General features: G+C 68.6%; 14 protein-coding genes. 5 read left to right on the top strand and 9 right to left on the bottom strand.

The window, feature by feature from the left end; translation table 11 throughout:
* Positions 1 to 14 precede the first annotated feature (14 nt).
* Both AC6CR5_RS01735 and AC6CR5_RS01730 read right to left on the bottom strand, forming a co-directional pair.
* Positions 15 to 902, bottom strand: coding sequence for a DMT family transporter (locus AC6CR5_RS01735; RefSeq protein ID WP_006384501.1), 888 nt, complete (start codon positions 900 to 902; stop codon positions 15 to 17).
* The gene (locus AC6CR5_RS01730) at positions 893 to 1,627 is read right to left on the bottom strand and encodes a GNAT family N-acetyltransferase (protein ID WP_200221107.1); all 735 of its coding nucleotides are present in this window, start codon (positions 1,625 to 1,627) and stop codon (positions 893 to 895) included. Before AC6CR5_RS01730 ends, AC6CR5_RS01735 begins: the two co-directional genes overlap by 10 nt.
* Positions 1,628 to 1,739: 112 nt before the next feature.
* Between AC6CR5_RS01730 and pdxR the strand changes: the two genes are divergently transcribed.
* Entirely contained in the window at positions 1,740 to 3,305 is a 1,566-nt protein-coding gene (gene pdxR / locus AC6CR5_RS01725; RefSeq protein ID WP_498085230.1) for a MocR-like pyridoxine biosynthesis transcription factor PdxR, read from the top strand.
* An 11-nt stretch (positions 3,306 to 3,316) separates the two neighbouring features.
* Here pdxR and AC6CR5_RS01720 read toward each other — a convergent pair whose 3' ends face one another.
* The gene (locus AC6CR5_RS01720; RefSeq protein WP_020927131.1) at positions 3,317 to 3,949 is read right to left on the bottom strand and encodes a LysE family translocator; all 633 of its coding nucleotides are present in this window, start codon (positions 3,947 to 3,949) and stop codon (positions 3,317 to 3,319) included.
* Positions 3,950 to 4,420: 471 nt separating this feature from the next.
* On the opposite strand from AC6CR5_RS01720, the gene AC6CR5_RS01715 reads away from it, so the two are divergent.
* The gene (locus AC6CR5_RS01715) at positions 4,421 to 5,257 is read left to right on the top strand and encodes a DUF72 domain-containing protein (RefSeq protein WP_047992899.1); all 837 of its coding nucleotides are present in this window, start codon (positions 4,421 to 4,423) and stop codon (positions 5,255 to 5,257) included.
* A gap of 79 nt (positions 5,258 to 5,336) precedes the next feature.
* Here AC6CR5_RS01715 and gorA read toward each other — a convergent pair whose 3' ends face one another.
* From gorA to nirK, 4 genes are all read right to left on the bottom strand, one after another.
* Positions 5,337 to 6,695 (bottom strand): glutathione-disulfide reductase, encoded by a 1,359-nt coding sequence (gorA, locus tag AC6CR5_RS01710; protein ID WP_024068473.1) that lies wholly within the window; start codon positions 6,693 to 6,695, stop codon positions 5,337 to 5,339.
* A gap of 213 nt (positions 6,696 to 6,908) precedes the next feature.
* Positions 6,909 to 9,569 (bottom strand): pyruvate dehydrogenase (acetyl-transferring), homodimeric type, encoded by a 2,661-nt coding sequence (aceE, locus tag AC6CR5_RS01705; RefSeq protein WP_150100211.1) that lies wholly within the window; start codon positions 9,567 to 9,569, stop codon positions 6,909 to 6,911.
* 284 nt (positions 9,570 to 9,853) lie between these two features.
* Complete coding sequence (locus AC6CR5_RS01700; protein ID WP_150100210.1) at positions 9,854 to 10,180, bottom strand: c-type cytochrome; 327 nt, start codon at positions 10,178 to 10,180, stop codon at positions 9,854 to 9,856.
* Positions 10,181 to 10,193: 13 nt separating this feature from the next.
* Complete coding sequence (gene nirK / locus AC6CR5_RS01695) at positions 10,194 to 11,276, bottom strand: copper-containing nitrite reductase (RefSeq protein ID WP_006384283.1); 1,083 nt, start codon at positions 11,274 to 11,276, stop codon at positions 10,194 to 10,196.
* Positions 11,277 to 11,458: 182 nt separating this feature from the next.
* Between nirK and AC6CR5_RS01690 the strand changes: the two genes are divergently transcribed.
* From AC6CR5_RS01690 to AC6CR5_RS01680, 3 genes are all read left to right on the top strand, one after another.
* Complete coding sequence (locus tag AC6CR5_RS01690) at positions 11,459 to 12,226, top strand: Crp/Fnr family transcriptional regulator (RefSeq protein ID WP_020927126.1); 768 nt, start codon at positions 11,459 to 11,461, stop codon at positions 12,224 to 12,226.
* A gap of 177 nt (positions 12,227 to 12,403) precedes the next feature.
* Complete coding sequence (locus AC6CR5_RS01685; protein WP_127481424.1) at positions 12,404 to 13,126, top strand: DUF433 domain-containing protein; 723 nt, start codon at positions 12,404 to 12,406, stop codon at positions 13,124 to 13,126.
* Positions 13,123 to 13,533 (top strand): PIN-like domain-containing protein, encoded by a 411-nt coding sequence (locus AC6CR5_RS01680; protein ID WP_127481422.1) that lies wholly within the window; start codon positions 13,123 to 13,125, stop codon positions 13,531 to 13,533. The genes AC6CR5_RS01685 and AC6CR5_RS01680 overlap by 4 nt, the downstream gene beginning before the upstream one ends.
* Positions 13,534 to 13,614: 81 nt before the next feature.
* On the opposite strand, the gene AC6CR5_RS01675 is transcribed toward AC6CR5_RS01680, so the two are convergent.
* Both AC6CR5_RS01675 and AC6CR5_RS01670 read right to left on the bottom strand, forming a co-directional pair.
* Positions 13,615 to 14,442: a formylglycine-generating enzyme family protein gene (locus tag AC6CR5_RS01675; RefSeq protein ID WP_173001000.1), complete on the bottom strand. Its 828-nt coding sequence runs from the start codon at positions 14,440 to 14,442 to the stop codon at positions 13,615 to 13,617.
* Between the two features lie 175 nt (positions 14,443 to 14,617).
* Positions 14,618 to 16,903, bottom strand: a complete 2,286-nt coding sequence (locus AC6CR5_RS01670; RefSeq protein ID WP_498085229.1) for a nitric-oxide reductase large subunit — start codon at positions 16,901 to 16,903, stop codon at positions 14,618 to 14,620.
* Between the last annotated feature and the right edge of the window lie 115 nt (positions 16,904 to 17,018).

Below are 17,018 nucleotides of genomic sequence, written 5' to 3'. Positions count from 1 at the left end.
CGATGCGCCGGCCCTCAGGCCCGGCGCCCGCCGCCCAGGTTCAACACGATCAACGCCGCGCCCGCCAGCACCAGCGCGAAGCCCCACCAGTCGGCGGCATCGGGGCGGTCCCCCACCAGCGCCATCGCGCCCAGCACCCCGACCACCGGCACCATCAACGTGGTCAAGGCCGCCACCGTCGCGCTGACCCGTTCGCTCAGCACGAACCACAGCCAGTACGCCACGGCCGTGCCCAGCACGATGTGGAACGCCAGCGCGCCCGCCACGCGCGGGCTCCAGCCCTGCGTCGGAAAGGCTTCGCCCGCCAGCAGCACGCCGCCCAGCGCGCAGGCCGCGCCCACCGCCAGCTGCCAGGCCGTCACCACGATGCGATGCCCCATCACCGGCCAGCGCTTCAGGTAGACCGTGCCGGCGGCCCACCCGAAGGCGGCGGTGAGCGGGAACACCAGGCCGCGCGCGGCGGCCAGGTCATGATCGGCAAAGATGGCGCGCAGCACCGGCCAGGCCAGCACCGCCACGCCGGCGGCGCCCAGCAGCAAGGCCAGGCCGCGGCGGCGGTCCAGCCGTTCGCCCAGCACCGCCCAGGCCAGCAATGCCGACATCATCGGCATGGTGAACGTGAGCACGGCGGCGCGCGACGTGCTGGTGCTGAGCTGGGCCCAGGCCACCGCCAGGTTGAACACCGCGACGGCCAGGATGCCGCCGACCACGATGCCCGGCCACGAGGCGCGCGGCGGCAGCAGCGCCAGCCTTTTCATGCGCGCCAGCGCCAGCAGCAGCAAGGCGCCGCTGCCCAGCCCCAGCAGGCGCAGGGTGAACGGCGGGCAGATCGACAACACGATCTTGACCGCCGGCCAGTTCAGGCCCCAGAACAGCGCCAACGCAACCGGGATCAGGCGCACGCGGCCTTTTCCCGAGCGATCAGCTCCGCCAGGCCCTGGCGCTGGTTGCCCTCGGCGTCGAAATTGTCGGGGCTCAGCCAGCTCTCGTAGGCCGCGCGCAGGGCCGGCCATTCGCTGTCGATGATCGAGAACCAGGCGGTGTCGCGGCTGCGGCCCTTGTAGACGGTGGCCTGGCGGAAGATGCCTTCGAACTGGAAGCCCAGGCGGGCCGCGGCGGCGCGCGACGGCGCGTTCAGGCTGTCGCACTTCCATTCATAGCGACGGTAGCCCAGCTCGTCGAAGGCGCGGCGCATCAGCAGGAACTGCGCCTCGGTGGCGATGCGGGTGCGCTTGAGCAGCGGCGAGAACGCCACGAAACCGACCTCGATGACGCCGTTGGCGGGGTCGATGCGCATCAGCGACAACGAGCCGATCGCGCGGCCGCTGGCCAGGTCCATGACCGCATGGTGCATGGGATCGCTGGCGGCATGGGCCTGCGCCTGCTCGGCGAACTGGCGGTAGGCGGCCGCGTCGGCGAAGGGGCCGACGCTCATGTAGGTCCAGTCGCGGCCATCGGGCGCCTGGCTGAAGGCGGCGTACAGGTCCGCCGCGTGGCGTTCGGCCGACAGAGGCTCCAGGCGGCAGTAGCGGCCCTGCGCCGGCGCCACCGGCGGACGCGGGCGCGGCGTCCAGCCGGACAGGTCGGGGCCGATGGGTTGTTGATATGCATTGACGCGCGGTTGCATGCTGCGAGGCCTCTCCAGGTTGGGGGAACGCCGCCGCCAATGGCGGACGCCCGCCAGGGTAATTTCCGTCACGGCGGACCCTGGCACGCTCTCACGATAGCCAAACCGTGGCATGATAAAAAGCACCACGGTCCGTAAATTTAATAGAGCCATGACAGAACCTGCCGCCCTGCTCTCCAGCCCGCTGGCGCGCGGCCCGGGCGCCCTGCCGCGCCAGCGCCAGCTGATCCAGCGGCTCAAGCAGGCCATCCTGGCGGGCCAGTTGCCGGCGGGCGGCAAGCTGCCGGCCTCGCGCGTGCTGGCCGACGAACTGCGCATCTCGCGCAACACCGTGCTGATCGCCTACGAACAGTTGACCGCCGAAGGCTACGTCATCGCCGACCGCCAGGGCACGCGCGTGGCGCCGCTGTCGGCCGCCGCCGCCAGCGCGGCGAAGCAGGCCACCCGGCGCGCCGCCGAGCAGGCGGCCAGACCGGCCCCCGGGCCGGCCGCGGGACAGGCGCCCCGGCCCGAGGCGCCCGTCTTTCGCACCGCCGCCCGCCTGTCGCGCATCATCGCGACGTGCGCCCCCAACGATGGCTCGCTGCCGCTCACGCCCGGCACCCCCGCGCTGACCCAGTTTCCCATCAGCGCGTGGCGCCGGGCCCAGGACCGGGCGCTGCAGGCGGCGCCCGCCGCCACGCTGGGCTACGGCCCGCCGGTGGGCGAACCCGCGCTGCGCGAAGCCATCGCCCAGTACCTGCGGGTGTCGCGCGGGGTCAATTGCGATGCCTCGCGCATCGTCATCACGGAAGGCGCCCAGGGCGCGCTGGCACTGTGCGTGCAACTGCTGACCAATCCCGGCGACACCGCCTGGCTGGAGGAACCCGGCTACCGCGGCGCGAAGTCGGCCTTCCACGCGGGCGACCTGAACGTGGTGGCGATGCGGGTCGACGCCGACGGCCTGGCCATCAGCGAGGACGACTGGCGCACCCGGCCGCCGCGCCTGATCCAGGCCACGCCCACGCACCAGTACCCGACCGGCGCCGTGCTGTCGCTGGCGCGCCGGCTCGACCTGCTGGAACGGGCGCGCCGCGCCGGCGCCTGGATCATCGAGGACGACTACGACAGCGAATTCCGCCACCAGGGCGAGCCGATCGCCGCGATGCAGGGCCTGCTGCCCGACGCGCCGGTGCTGTACGTGGGCACGTTCAGCAAGACCATGTTCCCGGCGCTGCGGCTGGGTTTCCTGGTGCTGCCGCAGGCGATCGCCGGGCCGGCCATGCCTTCGATCGTGGAAATGCTGCGCGGCGGGCACCGGCTGGAACAGCTGACGATGGCCGCCTTCATCGAAAACGGCCAGTTCTCGCGTCACCTGGGCCGCATGCGGCGGCTGTACCGCGAGCGCCAGGCGGCGCTGCGCGAGGCGCTGGCGCAACACCTGGGCATCGACCATGAAGTGCTGGGCGGCCACAGCGGCCTGCACCTGACGGTGCGGCTGCCGCCCGATGTGCCCGACCGCGCCGTCGTCGAGCAGGCGCGCCGGCTGGGCATGAATCCGAACGCGCTGTCGACTTTCGCCATCACGCCGCAGCCGCAGGACAACGGTCTGGTGATCGGCTACGGCAACACCAGCGCCGACCGCTACCCGGCGCTGGTCAGGCAATTGGGCAAGCTGGCGGCGGCGCTGCGCCACTGAAACGCTGAATCTCAGCGGCGCGAATCGAGCGCCATGCGCAGCGCCAGGCCGGCCAGCACCGTGCCCATCAGCCATCGCTGGACCGCGATCCACAGCGGCCGGCCGGCCAGGAAGCCGGCGATCGACCCCGCCATGATCGCGATGACGGCGTTGACCGACAGGCTGATGGCAACCTGCGTCAATCCCAGCGCGATCGACTGGGTGAACACGCTGCCATGGTCGGGCTGGATGAACTGCGGCAGCAGCGACACGTACAGCACGGCGATCTTGGGATTGAGCAGGTTGGTCAAAAGCCCCATCGTGAACAGCGTGCGCGGGCTGCTGGCCGGCAGCTCGCGCACCTGGAACGGCGAACGCCCGCCCGGGCGCACCGCCTGCCAGGCCAGGTACAGCAGATAGAGCGCGCCGCCGAAGCGCAGCGCGTCGTAGGCGTACGGCACCGACATCAGCAGCACCGTCAGGCCGAATGCCGCGCACAGCACGTAGAAGATGAAGCCCACCGCCACGCCGGACAACGAGATCAGCCCCGCCTTGGGCCCCTGCGAAATCGAGCGGGACACCAGGTAGATCATGTTGGGCCCGGGCGTGAGCACCATGCCCAGGGCGACCAGGGCGAACGTCAGGAGATTGGCGATGTCAGGCATGATGCGCCGGCGCGGGCCGGTCGGTAATGGGAAGATGAACAGCCACGTTATCTGAAATCTGTATCGGAACAGCGGATTTTTTCGTGCGGCGTGGCGGCCTGGAAACAACACACCGGCGGCGATTAAATGTCGCCGGATGGGCCGCGGCGGCCGCGAGGTATACAGTGATCGGCTAGGGCCTGCTCACACTAAAAGGAGCCTCGCATGAGTACCCAAATGAGTGACTATCAAGGCGCGAAGCGCAGTCGTGGCAGGTCCCCGGCGAGCATTCGCAACGCTGAGAGGCGCTCATTTGGGTACTCACCCTTCGGGCAGGCCGGTAATCGGGCGCCAGGCGTCGTTGCGCTCACCTTGCGTGGCACAGCCACGCGGCGGCGACCGCGCCTAGCCTGGCGCCCGATTACCGGCCTGTGCGAGGCTCCTTTTAGTGTGAACAGGCCCTAAGGCCGCAAGCCCCGGGAGGATCCACGCATGCCACCACGATCATCACCCGCCACGCCCGCCGCCGGCCGTGCCGGCGCCATCCGCGTCGGCGTGGGCGGCTGGACCTACGCGCCCTGGCGCGGCGCCTTCTACCCCGACGACCTGCCGCACGCGCGCGAACTCGAATACGCCAGCCGCCAGCTCACCGCCATCGAGGTCAACGGCACCTACTACAGCAGCCAGAAGCCGGCCACCTTCGCCAAGTGGCGCGACGAGACGCCAGATGATTTCGTGTTCTCGCTCAAGGCCTCGCGCTATGCCACCAACCGACGCGAACTGGCCGGCGCCGGGGAATCGGTGCATCGCTTCGTGCACGGCGGCATCGCCGAGCTGGGCCCCAAGCTGGGGCCGATCGTGTGGCAGTTCGCGCCCACCAAGGTGTTCAACGCCGACGACTTCGGCGCCTTCCTGGCGCTGTTGCCGGACGCGGTGGACGGGCTGCCGCTGCGCCACGTGATGGACGTGCGCCACGCCAGCTTCGCCTGCGAAGAATACCTGGCCCTGGCGCGCCGCCACGCCGTGGCCACGGTCTACACCGACAGCGAAGACTACCCCTCGCTGGCCGATGCCACCGGCGATTTCATCTATGCGCGGCTGATGCGCGCCAGCACCGCCTTCAAGGCCGGCTATGCGCCCAAGGTGCTGGACGCCTGGGCCGACCGCCTGCGCACCTGGGCGCGCGGCGCCGATCCGGACGACCTGCCACGGGTGGGCACGCGCAAGCCGTCGGGCGCGACGCGCCCGCGCGACGTCTTCGCCTTCTTCATCAATGGCGCCAAGGAGCGCGCGCCGGCGGCGGCGCGCGCGATGATCGAGCGGCTGTAGCCGGCGCGGCCGCGCCGGGCCGCCTGGCGCGGCTGTGCCGGCCGTCAAAGGATGCCGGCCCCGGGGACCGGCGACGGCGTCAATTCGCGACCGGCGTGCGCAGGGTCACGAATTCCTCGGCGGCGGTGGGATGGATGCCGATGGTGTCGTCGAACACGCGCTTGGTGGCGCCTGCCTTGAGCGCGATGGCGATGCCCTGCACGATCTCGCCGGCGTCGGGGCCGACCATGTGCACGCCCAGCACCTTGTCGGTGTCGGCGTCGACGATCAGCTTCATCAGGGTCTTTTCCTGCGATTCGGTCAGCGTCAGCTTCATGGGACGGAAGCGGCTTTCGAACAGCTTGACCGGATGGCCGGCGGCGCGCGCCTCTTCGGTGGTCATGCCGACGGTGCCGATGTTGGGCAGGCTGAACACGGCGGTGGGAATCAGCTTGTAGTCGACCTTGCGGTATTCCTCCGGGCGGAACAGGCGGCGCGCCACCGCCATGCCCTCGGCCAGCGCCACCGGCGTCAACGGCACGCGGCCAATGACGTCGCCGATCGCCAGGATCGAGGGTTCGCTGGTGCGGTATTCGTCGTCCACCGCGATGAAGCCCTTGTCGTCGAGCTTGACGCCGGTGTTCTCCAGGCCCAGGTTGTCCAGCATCGGCCGGCGGCCGGTGGCGTAGAACACGCAATCGGCCTCGATCACGCCGCCGTCCTTGAGCGTGGCGGCCAGGGTGCCGTCGGCGCGCTTGTCGATGCGCGCCACCTCGGCGTTGAACTTCAGGTCGATGCCCTTCTTGGCGAGTTCGTCGCGCAGGTGCTCGCGCACCGCCTGGTCGAAGCCGCGCAGGAACAGCGGACCGCGGTAGACCTGGGTGGTCTGCGCGCCCATGCCGTTGAAGATCGAGGCGAACTCGACCGCGATGTAGCCGCCGCCCACCACCAGCACCCGGCGCGGCAGCGTCTTCAGGAAGAAGGCCTCGTTCGAGGTGATGGCGTGTTCCTTGCCGGGAATGTCCGGCACCTGGGGCCAGCCGCCGGTGGCCACCAGGATGTTGGCGGCGGTATAGGACTTGCCGTCGACCTCGACGGTGTGCGGGTCCTTGATGCGGGCGTGGGCTTCCAGCAGCGTCACGCCGCTATTGACCAGCAAGTTGCGGTAAATGCCGTTAAGACGCTCGATCTCGCGGTTCTTGTTGGCGATCAGCGTGGGCCAGTCGAAGCTGGGCTGGCCGGCGTTCCAGCCAAAGCCGTGGGCCTGTTCGAAGTCTTCGCTGTAGTGGGCGCCGTAGACCAGCAGCTTCTTGGGCACGCAGCCCACGTTGACGCAGGTGCCGCCCAGGTAGCGGCTTTCGGCCACCGCCACGCGGGCGCCGAAACCGGCCGCGAAGCGGGCCGCGCGCACGCCGCCGGAGCCCGCGCCGATCACAAACAGGTCGAAATCGAATGCCATGGTGTTTCCTTCGCCGTCCCGCTGCCGGGACGCATTTCACTGTCGGGAGAAGCGCTATTTTGCACCAGTGCGGCCCCGTCGGCCGCCATGCCCCCAGCCCCGGCCCGGTCACACCGTCGGAGATCCGGCGCGGATCCGGACCAGCGGCCCGTCACCGCGCCGGCGCGCCCCGGTGACAGGATGCCGGCGTCGCGGCCCGGCCGCCCGCGCGCCCTACGGCAAGGCCGCCGACACCGCCTCCGGATCCAGCCCGTAGCGCCGGATCGCCTCGGCCGCCCGCTCCGCCGGCAGCACGCCGTCGTCGGCCAGCGCCTTGAGCGTGGCCAGCGCGATGTGGTGCCGGTCCACTTCAAAGAACGCCCGCAGCGCCTGGCGCGTATCCGAACGGCCGAAGCCGTCGGTGCCCAGCGTCACGTAGCGGCGCCCCACGAAAGGACGGATCTGCTCGGCCACCGTCTTCATGTAGTCGGTGGCCGCGATCACGGGCCCCGAGGTGTCGGCCAGGCGCGTTTCGACGAACCCCTGGCGCGCCGCGTCCAGCGGATGCAGGCGGTTCCAGCGCTCGGTCTCCTGGCCGTCGCGGCGCAGCTCGGAATAGCTGGTGACGCTCCAGACGTCGGCCGCCACGCCGAAGTCCTGTTGCAGCAAGTCGGCGGCGGCCAGGGTCTCGCCCAGGATGGCGCCGCTGCCCAGCAGTTGCGCGCGGACCTCGCCCGGCGCGCCCTCGCGCAGGCGGTACATGCCCTTCAGGATGCCGGCCTCGGCGCCTTCCGGCATCGGCGGATGGGCGGTCTTCTCGTTGATCAGCGTCAGGTAGTAGAAGACGTCTTCCTGCTCCTGGTACATGCGGCGCATGCCGTCCTGCACGATCACGGCGATCTCGTAGGCGTAGGCCGGGTCGTAGGCGATGCACGACGGGATCACCGAGGCCAGCACGTGGCTGTGGCCGTCGTCATGCTGCAGGCCCTCGCCTTCCAGCGTGGTGCGGCCCGAAGTCGCGCCCAGCAGGAAGCCGCGCGCGCGGATGTCGCCCGCCGCCCAGGCCAGGTCGCCCACGCGCTGGAAACCGAACATCGAATAGAAGATGTAGAACGGGATCGTGGCCACGCCATGGGTGCTGTAGGCGGTGGCGGCGGCAATCCATGAAGCCATGGCGCCCGATTCGTTGATGCCTTCCTGCAGGATCTGGCCGCGCCGGTCCTCGCGGTAGACGCTGAGCTGGTCGGCGTCCTGCGGCGTGTACAGCTGGCCCACGTGCGAGTAGATGCCGACCTGGCGGAACATGCCGTCCATGCCGAAGGTGCGCGATTCATCGGGCACGATGGGCACCACGCGCCCGCCGATCTGCGGATCCTTGAGCAACTGCGCCAGGATGCGCACGAACGCCATGGTGGTGGAGAATTCGCGGCCGTCGCTGCCCTTCAGGTGCGCGGCGAAGGCTTCCAGCGCGGGCGTGGCCTGCGGGCCCGGGCCGGCCGGACGCAGCGGCAGGTGGCCGCCGGCGCGCCGGGTGGCGGCTTCCAGGTAGGCCTGTTCCGGGCTGCCGGGTTCCGGCTTGAGGTACGGAATGTCCGCCAGGCGCTCGTCCGGCACCGGCAGGTCGAAGCGATCGCGGTACGCGCGCACCGCCGGGTCGGCCATCTTCTTCTGCTGGTGGTTGGTGTTGGCGGCTTCGCCGGCCGCGCCCATGCCGTAGCCCTTGACGGTCTTGGCCAGGATCACCGTGGGCTGGCCGCGATGCGCCAGCGCCGCGGCGTAGGCCGCGTGCATCTTGACCGGGTCGTGGCCGCCGCGGTTGAGCGCGCCGATCTCGTCGTCGCTCAGGTGCGCCACGCGCTCGAGCAGCACCGGGTCGGCGCCGAAGAAATGTTCGCGCACGTAGGCGCCGCCGCGCGCCTTGAACACCTGGTATTCGCCGTCCACGCATTCCATCATGCGGCGCCGCAGGCGGCCGTCGTGGTCCTGCGCCAGCAGCGCGTCCCAGCCGCCGCCCCAGATCACCTTGATGACGTTCCAGCCGGCGCCGCGATAGACGCTTTCCAGTTCCTGGATGATCTTGGCGTTGCCGCGCACCGGGCCGTCCAGGCGCTGCAGGTTGCAGTTGACCACGAAGATCAGGTTGTCGAGCTTTTCGCGGCCGGCCATGGCGACTGCCGCCAGCGTCTCGGGCTGGTCCTGCTCGCCGTCGCCCAGGAAGCCCCACACGCGCCGGTCCTGCACCGCGATCAGGCCGCGGTCTTCCAGGTAGCGCATGTAGCGCGCCTGGTAGGCCGCCATCAGCGGCCCCAGGCCCATCGACACGGTCGGGAACTGCCAGAAGCCGGGCATGGTGCGCGGATGCGGATACGACGCCAGCCCGCCGCCGCCGATCTCGCGGCGGAAGCGGTCCAGCTCCGCTTCGGACAGGCGCCCTTCCAGGTAGGCGCGGGCGTAGATGCCGGGCGCCGAATGGCCCTGGATGTAGAGCATGTCGCCCAGGTAGTCCGGCGTGGCGGCGCGGAAGAAATGGCGGTAGCCGGTTTCGTACAGGGTGGTGGCCGAGGCATAGGTGGCGATGTGCCCGCCCACGCCGGAATGCTTGCCGGCGCGCAGCACCATGGCCATGGCGTTCCAGCGCAGATAGGCGTCCAGCCGCGCCTCGATGCGGGTGTCGCCGGGGAACGGCGCCTGGGCCGGCAGGCCGATCGTGTTGACGTAGGGCGTGACGCCGGCCGCGGCATAGCCGCCGCTGCGGGCGCGGTCCTGGTCGATCAGGCGGTCCAGCAGGTAATGCGTGCGCGGCAGGCCTTCGTGCGCCAGCACAGCCTGCATCGCGTCCAGCCACTCGCTGGTTTCTTCGGGGTCGATGTCGACGCAGTCGATCTCGGGTTCCATGGGCATCCTCCTTGTGGTGCGCAAGCGGCGCCCGGACACGAAAGGTCGGCGCCATCGTTTCACATCGTGAATTGCATTTGCATAATGTGCAATTGCAATCGTATGGAGGTTTTTGAACAATTGCAAGTGCAACTATTTGAGCGAATGGACGGCACCCACGGGACCAGGCCCGACGGCGGGAACTTGGAGGCGGCCGCGCCAACCTGCGGGCGGGACAACGGCGAGGAAGGAAGGAAGGAAGGAAGGAAGCGGCCCGGCCATCGCGGCCGGGCTCCTGTCCGCGCCTAGCGCGCGGCGTCCATCATGTACGCCACGGCGGCGCGCAGCGTGGCCTCGTCGGCGGCGGTGCCGCCGCGCGGCGGCATGGCGCCCTTGCCATTGAGCACCGTGGCCAGCAGCGCGTCGGCGCCCTGCGCCAGGAACGGCGCCCAGGCCTGCTTGTCGCCCAGCTTGGGCGCGTTGGCCACGCCGCTGGCGTGGCATACCACACAGGCCGAGCGGTACAGCTTTTCACCGGCCGGGTCGAGCTGCGCCGGCGCGTCGGCCGCGGCATGGGCGAGCCCGCCCACGGCCAGGCCGGCCGCCAGTGCCAATCTGATTGCGAGGGACATGGCGGGCTCCTGGTCAGCGCGGAATCGGCGCGGGCGCCTTGATCTGCTTCATCAGGTCGTCGTTCCACTTGCCCTCGACCTTGATGTGGCCGGCCGCGCCCAGTTCGAAGGCCTCGATCAGGTTGTGGTTCAGGTAGGCATACACGCCAGGCTGCTTGAAGGTGTAGAGCGCGGCGCCGGCCGACCCGCCGCGGATGAACCAGGTTTCCAGGTCGCGCTGCGGCGGGTTGGCGAACTTGCCGGTCTCCCAGACCCAGTCGCCATGGCCGCCGATCAGGTGCGGGCGGGTGTCGCGATTGGCCTGCGAGTGGATCAGCAGCACGGTCTCGCCGACCTTGGCGGTGAGCGCGTTGGCGCCGGTCAGCGCGCCGACCTTGCCATTGAAGACGATGTGCGACGGCGTCAGCGTGCGCATCACCTGCACCGTGTCGCCATAGCTTTCGGCCAGCGTGGCGTAGTCCTTGTACTTGCCGTCCGGGCCCTTGGGGATGTACAGGTCGAACTCGCCGATGGTGTAGGCGCGGTCGTAATGCAGCGGCTTGCCCTGCGGATCCTTCAGGCCGTCTCGCGGCAGCACCATCAGCGTGCCGCTCATGCCCGACACCACGTGCCAGGGCACCATGCCTTCGGGCGCGCAGTGGTAGACGAAGGTGCCGCTGCGGTCGGCCTTGAAGCGCAGCGTGGCCTGCTCGCCAGGGTTGACGTTGGTGAGCTTGGCGCCGCCCAGCGCGCCGGTGGCGCCGTGGAAGTCGACGTTGTGCGGCATGGCGTTGGTGGCCGGGTTGACCAGCGTCAGCTGGACGTAGTCGCCCTCGTGCACCACCAGCGTGGGGCCGGGCATGGAGCCGTTGAACGTCATGGCCTGCAGCGTCGTGCCCTTGTCGTCGATCACCATCTTCTTTTCCTCGATGGTCATGGTGAATTCGACGACTTTGGGGCCCGACTTGGTCGCCTGCTCGTGCGGGTGCACCTGGGGCGGAGCGACCAGCGTGACCTTGGTATGGGGCAGCTTGTCGGCGTCCTGCGCCCAGGCGGTCCCGGCGGCCATCGTAAAAGCCAGCGCCGCCGCCAGCAAAGTGGGCCGTAATGCGTTCATGTCCAGCTCCTTATCGGGTTTTCAACTGCCGTGTAGGTCGGCAACCCTATTGAATGGCGCATGCCCTTCCCGTTCTTTGCTGTAGCGCAAACTCGGCGCCAGCCTGGCGCCGCGCGCGCATTGCCACGGCCGGGTGGCGGTGCCACCATGAAAGCGCAATCCCCCCATGCCAGGAGCCCGTGATGCCGTCGCCCCTTTGTCATGCCCTGCTGCGCAATCTGGATCTCTTCAAGCCCTTGTCAGATGCGCAGCTGGAATCCGCGCTGCGCGGCGCGCAGCCCTGCCGGCTCGAAGTTGGCGCCGTGGTCTACCACCAGGGCGCCAGCGCCGCGCATTTCTTCGTGCTGCTCAGCGGCTGCCTGAAAGTGGCGCAGGTCACGCCCGAAGGCGGCCAGGTGGTGGTGCGCTACGTCAATCCCGGCGATCTTTTCGGCCTGGCGTGCGCCATGCGCCAGCCACGCTATCCCGCCACCGTGCTGGCGGTGCAGGAAAGCGTCTGCCTGGCCTGGCCCGATGCGCTCTGGGAGCATTTCACCAATCACCACCCGCAGCTGGCAGCACAGGCCCTGCAGACCATGGGCCGGCGGCTGCAGGACGCGCACCTGCGCATCCAGGAACTGTCCAACGACGAGGTCGAGCAGCGCGTGGCCCGCGCCATCCTGCGGCTGGTGGACAGCGCCGGCGAACCCACGGCCGACGGCATCGGCATCGCCTTTCCCATCACGCGCCAGGACATCGCCGAGATGACCGGCACCACCCTGCACACCGTCAGCCGCCTGCTCAGCGGCTGGAAACAGCGCGGCATCGTCGACAGCGGCCGCAAGCGCATCGTGCTGCGCTCGCCCGCCGCGCTGGCGCGGGTGGGCGCGCACGCGGCGGCGCCGACCTGTGCGGGCTGCACATCCTGTATCGACGGGCCGCCCGGGCCAGGCGACGCATTTCATCGCTGACAGGCAGTAGCCGTGGCTGCAGATCGCCCCTGTTTTTCCCCGCCCCAATCCGTATTTCGCGACGCCCGATCGAGGCAACTGGCGATGGTGAGAAAACCAGCCTAGCGTCGCAAATAGCGTCGTCGCGGCCCGTTCATCGGGTGCTAAACTGAATTCCAGATCTACCGCACTATCACCATGTACAACGGCACTGGAATCTATTCTCTGCGGGAAGCCGGCAAACTGGTGCAAGCCAAGCCGCGCGACTTGAACCGTTGGCTATTTGGGTATCATTTCCCCAAGAAAGGCCCCAATGGGGAAGACCTGCGGGCGTTTTCTCCACCGCTTTGGCAAACGCAGGTGGATGTATCCGAACACGAGGAACCGATCATCGGCTTTCAGGACCTTCTGGAAGTCAGATTCGTCCGAGCCTTTATCCAGCACGGAATTCCGCTGATCGTCATACGGAAATGCCTGGAAAGCGCTCGATCCATCTACGGCGTGGCATACCCATTCACAAACCTGCAGTTCAAGACAGACGGCAAGACGATTTTTGGCGAAGCGTTGAAGCAGGCGGAAAGCGAAGGAACCTCTCTTGTCGATTTGAAGAACCGTCAGAACGTCTTTCGCGACATCATCACACCGTCGCTGTATGCGGGCATCGAGTACAACGGCGCCCAGGCGACAAAGTGGTATCCAACGTTGAAACGCGAACGCATTGTCCTTGATCCATCGAGACAATTCGGCAGTCCCATCATCGAAGACACGGGCACGCCCACTGACATTCTCTACGCCTCATATCTTGCGGAAGGCGAAAACGAAAACGCCATCGCGTCCACCTCGGCGATCTACGATGTTCCGCATAGATTTGTACGCGCTGCTGTCCGGTTCGAATCCAGCCTGAAGCAGAGAACCCATTGAATTTCCTGTTTGACAACAATCTGCCGCCCGCCTGGGCCGCCACGATGGGCGCCGCGAGCAGACGTCGATTTACAAGCACGGCGTTGGAGAAAGTTGTCCAACTGCGCGAACGATTCCCCGCCAACACGCAAGACCTTGCATGGCTTGAACCGCTGGGTCGAGAAAAGAACTGGTGCGTCATTTCCTGCGATGCATTTCGCAAGCAGAATGGCGCGGAGCGTCGGGCGATTCGCCAGTTTGGACTGTCCGTCTTTGTGCTTCAGCCATCGTGGGCGTCCAAGCCATATTGGGAAAAAACGGCCCAGTTCATTTTGTGGTGGCCAAGAATCGTCGACCAAGCCAATGCGGTGGAAGCTTCCGCGCTGGAAGTACCGTGGCGCGCTTCGGGTAGATTTCGCCAGTTGTAGGTCTATCTCAGGGCCCCGTCGGCGCCTGGTCTCGACACGCCCGGCGGCAGTATTCTCCTTCATGTTTCATGCCCTGCCGCCTCAGGCCGGGTTGTCCTCCCGCACCAGCCTCAGCCCCAGGTTGGCCGGCGGCACGCCGACCGAGCAGGCGCCGCCCTTGGGGTCGCGGATGAAGTCGGGCAGATAGGCGATGTGCCGCCCCGCCGCGACGCGGATGCCGCAGTTGCGGTCGGCGCCGTCGTCAGGGCCGGCTGTCCCCGCCTCGCCCCCCTGCGTGAGCGCCAGGATGCGCCGCGTGTAGCAGTCATCGGTCCATTCCCACACGCTGCCCGCCATGTCCATCAGCCCGGTGGCATTGGTGCCATAGGCGCCGAACGGGCGCACCTCGGTGGCTTCCTGGCCGCGCCGGGTCTGCGCGTCGTACTCGGCCAGCCAGCGCTGCGCCGGATCGGCGTCCGAGGCGGGCAGCGGCGTTTCCTCGCGGTAGGCCTCGCCGGCCGCATAGACCCATTCGGCATACGTCGGCAGGCGCCAGCGTTGCCCGCTGCGGGCCGACAGCCAGGCGGCGTAGGCCGAGGCGTCGCTCCAGCTCAGGCCGATCGCGGGCAGGTCCGGCGCGTCCAGGGTCCGGAAGCCGGGATCCAGCGGCTTGCAGGCGCCGGCGCGGACACAGGCCGCATACTCGGCCTGGCTGACCTGGCGCGTCATGATGACGACGCCGCGCGCCAGCTCCGCGCGCAGCGGCGCCGGCGACACCGGATAGCCGTTGCGCAGCGTCTCGCCCGGCGGCAGGTAGGCTACCTGCCCCGGCGGCAGCCGCGACACGTCGGGGGAAAGGGAACGGGCCCGCTCGGCGGGCCCGCAGGCGGTCAACAGGACCAGGAAGACAGCGGCCAGCGGGCGGCGCATGGATGGCGCTCCGGTTGCGCCCGGGGTCACGATACCCCAGGATCCGCTGTCATTGGAACGCCGCCCGGCCTGGTCCTCTTTGCGCTGGCGCAATGAGCGCAATGGACCGGGCGCAAACAGCAGGCCGCCGCCCCGTGGATGCGCCTGCCGCGCGCATCCACGCCGGATCCGCAAGCTAGCGGCGCGCGGGCTCGGCCCGCAGGGCCGGCTCGGCCGCGGCGGGCTTGCCGCTGAGCAGGCCCAGGATGACCTGCACCACCATCGCCAGCGCGCCCAGCAGGAACACCACGTCGCCGAAGGTGCGGCCCCAGCGCAGGGTCTTGAGGATGTCCTGCTGCATGAAGGCCTCGCTGCGCGCGTACCACATGCCTTCGCTGACGCTGGCATGGAACTGGATCAGGCCGATCGGCAGCAGGCTGGTGAAGATCATCAGCGCCAGGCCCAGGTTCAGGCCCCAGAAGGCCAGCTTCATCAGGCCGGGGCTGAGCGCGTACTGCGGCCGGATGTAGCGCAGCACCAGCAGCGTGAAGCCCAGCGCCAGGAAGCCGTAGACCCCGAACAGCGCGGCGTGCGCGTGCACCGGCGTGGTGTTCAGGCCCTGGATGTAGTACAGCGACACCGGCGGGTTGATCATGAAGCCGAACACGCCCGCGCCCAGCATGTTCCAGAAGGCCACCGCCACGAAGCACATCAGCGGCCACTTCAGGTTTTCCATCCACGGCGCGCGCGTCTTCAAGCGCCAGTTCTCCCAGGCTTCGTGGCCCAGCACGATCAGCGGCACCACTTCCAGCGCCGAGAAGCTGGCGCCCACCGCCATCACCGGCGTGGTGGTGCCGGCGAAGTACAGGTGGTGGAAGGTGCCGGGAATGCCGCCCAGCATGAACAGCGAGGCCGAGGCCAGGCTGGCGGTGGTGGCCAGGCGGCGCGACACCAGGCCCAGCGTCGAGAAGATGAAGGCCAGCGCGGTGGTGGCGAACACTTCGAAGAAGCCTTCGACCCACAGGTGCACGATCCACCAGCGCCAGTACTCCATCACGGTCAGGTGGGTGCGCTCGCCGTAGAAGAAGCCGGCGCCGTAGAACAGGCCGATGGCGCCGACCGACGCGGTCAGCAGCGCCAGCAGGTTCTTGTCGCCGCCCGGCGTGCGCAGCGCCGGCACGATGCCGCGCAGCATCAGCACCAGCCAGAAGCAGATGCCGGCGAACTTGCCGATCTGCCACAGGCGGCCCAGGTCGACGTATTCATAACCCTGGTGGCCCAGCCAGAAATTCAGGTCCGGCGGCATGATCTGCGCGATCGCCAGGTAGTTGCCGGCGAACGAACCGACCACCACCAGCACCAGCGCCCAGAACAGGATGTCGACCCCGGCCTTCTGGTACTTCGGATCGCGCCCGCCATTGATCAGCGGCGCCAGGAACAGGCCAGCGGCCAGGAAGCCGGTGGCGATCCAGAACAACGCGCTCTGGATGTGCCAGGTGCGCACCAGCGAATAAGGGAACCACTGCGACAGGTCGATGCCATAGAACTTCTGCCCCTCGACCGTGTAGTGCGCGGTGAAGCCGCCCAGCAGCACCTGAAAGCCGAACAGCGCCACCACCAGGAACAGGTATTTGCCCAGCGCCCGCTGCGAAGGCGTGAGCGCGAAGGTGGTGAGCGGGTCGCGCGCGGGGGCCGGCGGCTCGTCCTCTTCCTTGCCGCGCAGGAAGGCCCAGGCCCAGATCAGCAGGCCGATGCCGGCCAGCAGCACCACCACGCTGATGATCGACCACATCACGTTTTCACTGCTGGGGTGGTTGCCGATCAGCGGTTCGTGCGGCCAGTTGTTGGTGTAGGTGACCGAGGTGCCCTCGCGCTCGGTGGCGGCGGCCCAGGCGGTCCAGAAGAAGAAGTGCGTCATCTGCCGGCGACGGTTGGCGTCCGGCAGGGTGTTCTCCTTCATGGCGTAGTTTTCGCGGCTGCGATGCAGCGCCGGCGCGTCCGAGAACAACTGGTCGTAGTAGGCCTCGGTCTGCGCCACGGCCTGCGCCCGGCGCGGGCTGAGCGTGAGCTTGCCGCCGGCCGCGTCCGCGCGGTTGGCGCGGTACTCGGCCTTGAGCTGCTCGCGCAGCGCGGCCTGGGCCGGCGCGTCGAGCTGGCCGTAGTCGCGGCCGTGCGCATCGCGCGCCGCCAGATCGAGCCAGGCCATCAGCTCGCGGTGCAGCCAATCGGCGGTCCAGTCGGGCGCCTGGTAGGCGCCATGGCCCCAGATCGAGCCCAGCTGCATGCCGCCGATGGACTGCCAGGCGGTCTGGCCATCGAGAATGTCGTCGCGGCCGAACAGGCGCGTGCCGTCGGCGCTGGCGACCTCCTCTGGAATGGGCGGCGCCTGTCGGTAGACTTCACCGCCATAGAAGCCGAGCAATGCGAACGTGACCGCCAACACGGCGATCAACGTGAACCATAACCTTCGATACGGGCCCATGATGGGAACACCCTCCTGTGTTGCGTTGTGGGGTATGCCCTCCCATGCGAAATTCGTGCCAGGGAAAAAACCAGGAAAATCAGCAACTTGAAACAGGGCCGGTGCTTTCTACCCG

This window comes from Achromobacter sp. EG18, from assembly GCF_059759395.1.
This window is presented reverse-complemented; position numbering and strand designations above follow the sequence as displayed.

Excerpts from the sequence above, each read along its gene's own strand:
- AC6CR5_RS01730 (WP_200221107.1), bottom strand. The coding sequence starts at position 1,627 with ATGCAACCGCGCGTCAATGCATATCAACAACCCATCGGCCCCGACCTG.
- pdxR (WP_498085230.1), top strand. The coding sequence starts at position 1,740 with ATGATAAAAAGCACCACGGTCCGTAAATTTAATAGAGCCATGACAGAA.
- AC6CR5_RS01720 (WP_020927131.1), bottom strand. The coding sequence starts at position 3,949 with ATGCCTGACATCGCCAATCTCCTGACGTTCGCCCTGGTCGCCCTGGGC.
- AC6CR5_RS01715 (WP_047992899.1), top strand. The coding sequence starts at position 4,421 with ATGCCACCACGATCATCACCCGCCACGCCCGCCGCCGGCCGTGCCGGC.
- gorA (WP_024068473.1), bottom strand. The coding sequence starts at position 6,695 with ATGGCATTCGATTTCGACCTGTTTGTGATCGGCGCGGGCTCCGGCGGC.
- aceE (WP_150100211.1), bottom strand. The coding sequence starts at position 9,569 with ATGGAACCCGAGATCGACTGCGTCGACATCGACCCCGAAGAAACCAGC.
- AC6CR5_RS01700 (WP_150100210.1), bottom strand. The coding sequence starts at position 10,180 with ATGTCCCTCGCAATCAGATTGGCACTGGCGGCCGGCCTGGCCGTGGGC.
- nirK (WP_006384283.1), bottom strand. The coding sequence starts at position 11,276 with ATGAACGCATTACGGCCCACTTTGCTGGCGGCGGCGCTGGCTTTTACG.
- AC6CR5_RS01690 (WP_020927126.1), top strand. The coding sequence starts at position 11,459 with ATGCCGTCGCCCCTTTGTCATGCCCTGCTGCGCAATCTGGATCTCTTC.
- AC6CR5_RS01685 (WP_127481424.1), top strand. The coding sequence starts at position 12,404 with ATGTACAACGGCACTGGAATCTATTCTCTGCGGGAAGCCGGCAAACTG.
- AC6CR5_RS01675 (WP_173001000.1), bottom strand. The coding sequence starts at position 14,442 with ATGCGCCGCCCGCTGGCCGCTGTCTTCCTGGTCCTGTTGACCGCCTGC.
- AC6CR5_RS01670 (WP_498085229.1), bottom strand. The coding sequence starts at position 16,903 with ATGGGCCCGTATCGAAGGTTATGGTTCACGTTGATCGCCGTGTTGGCG.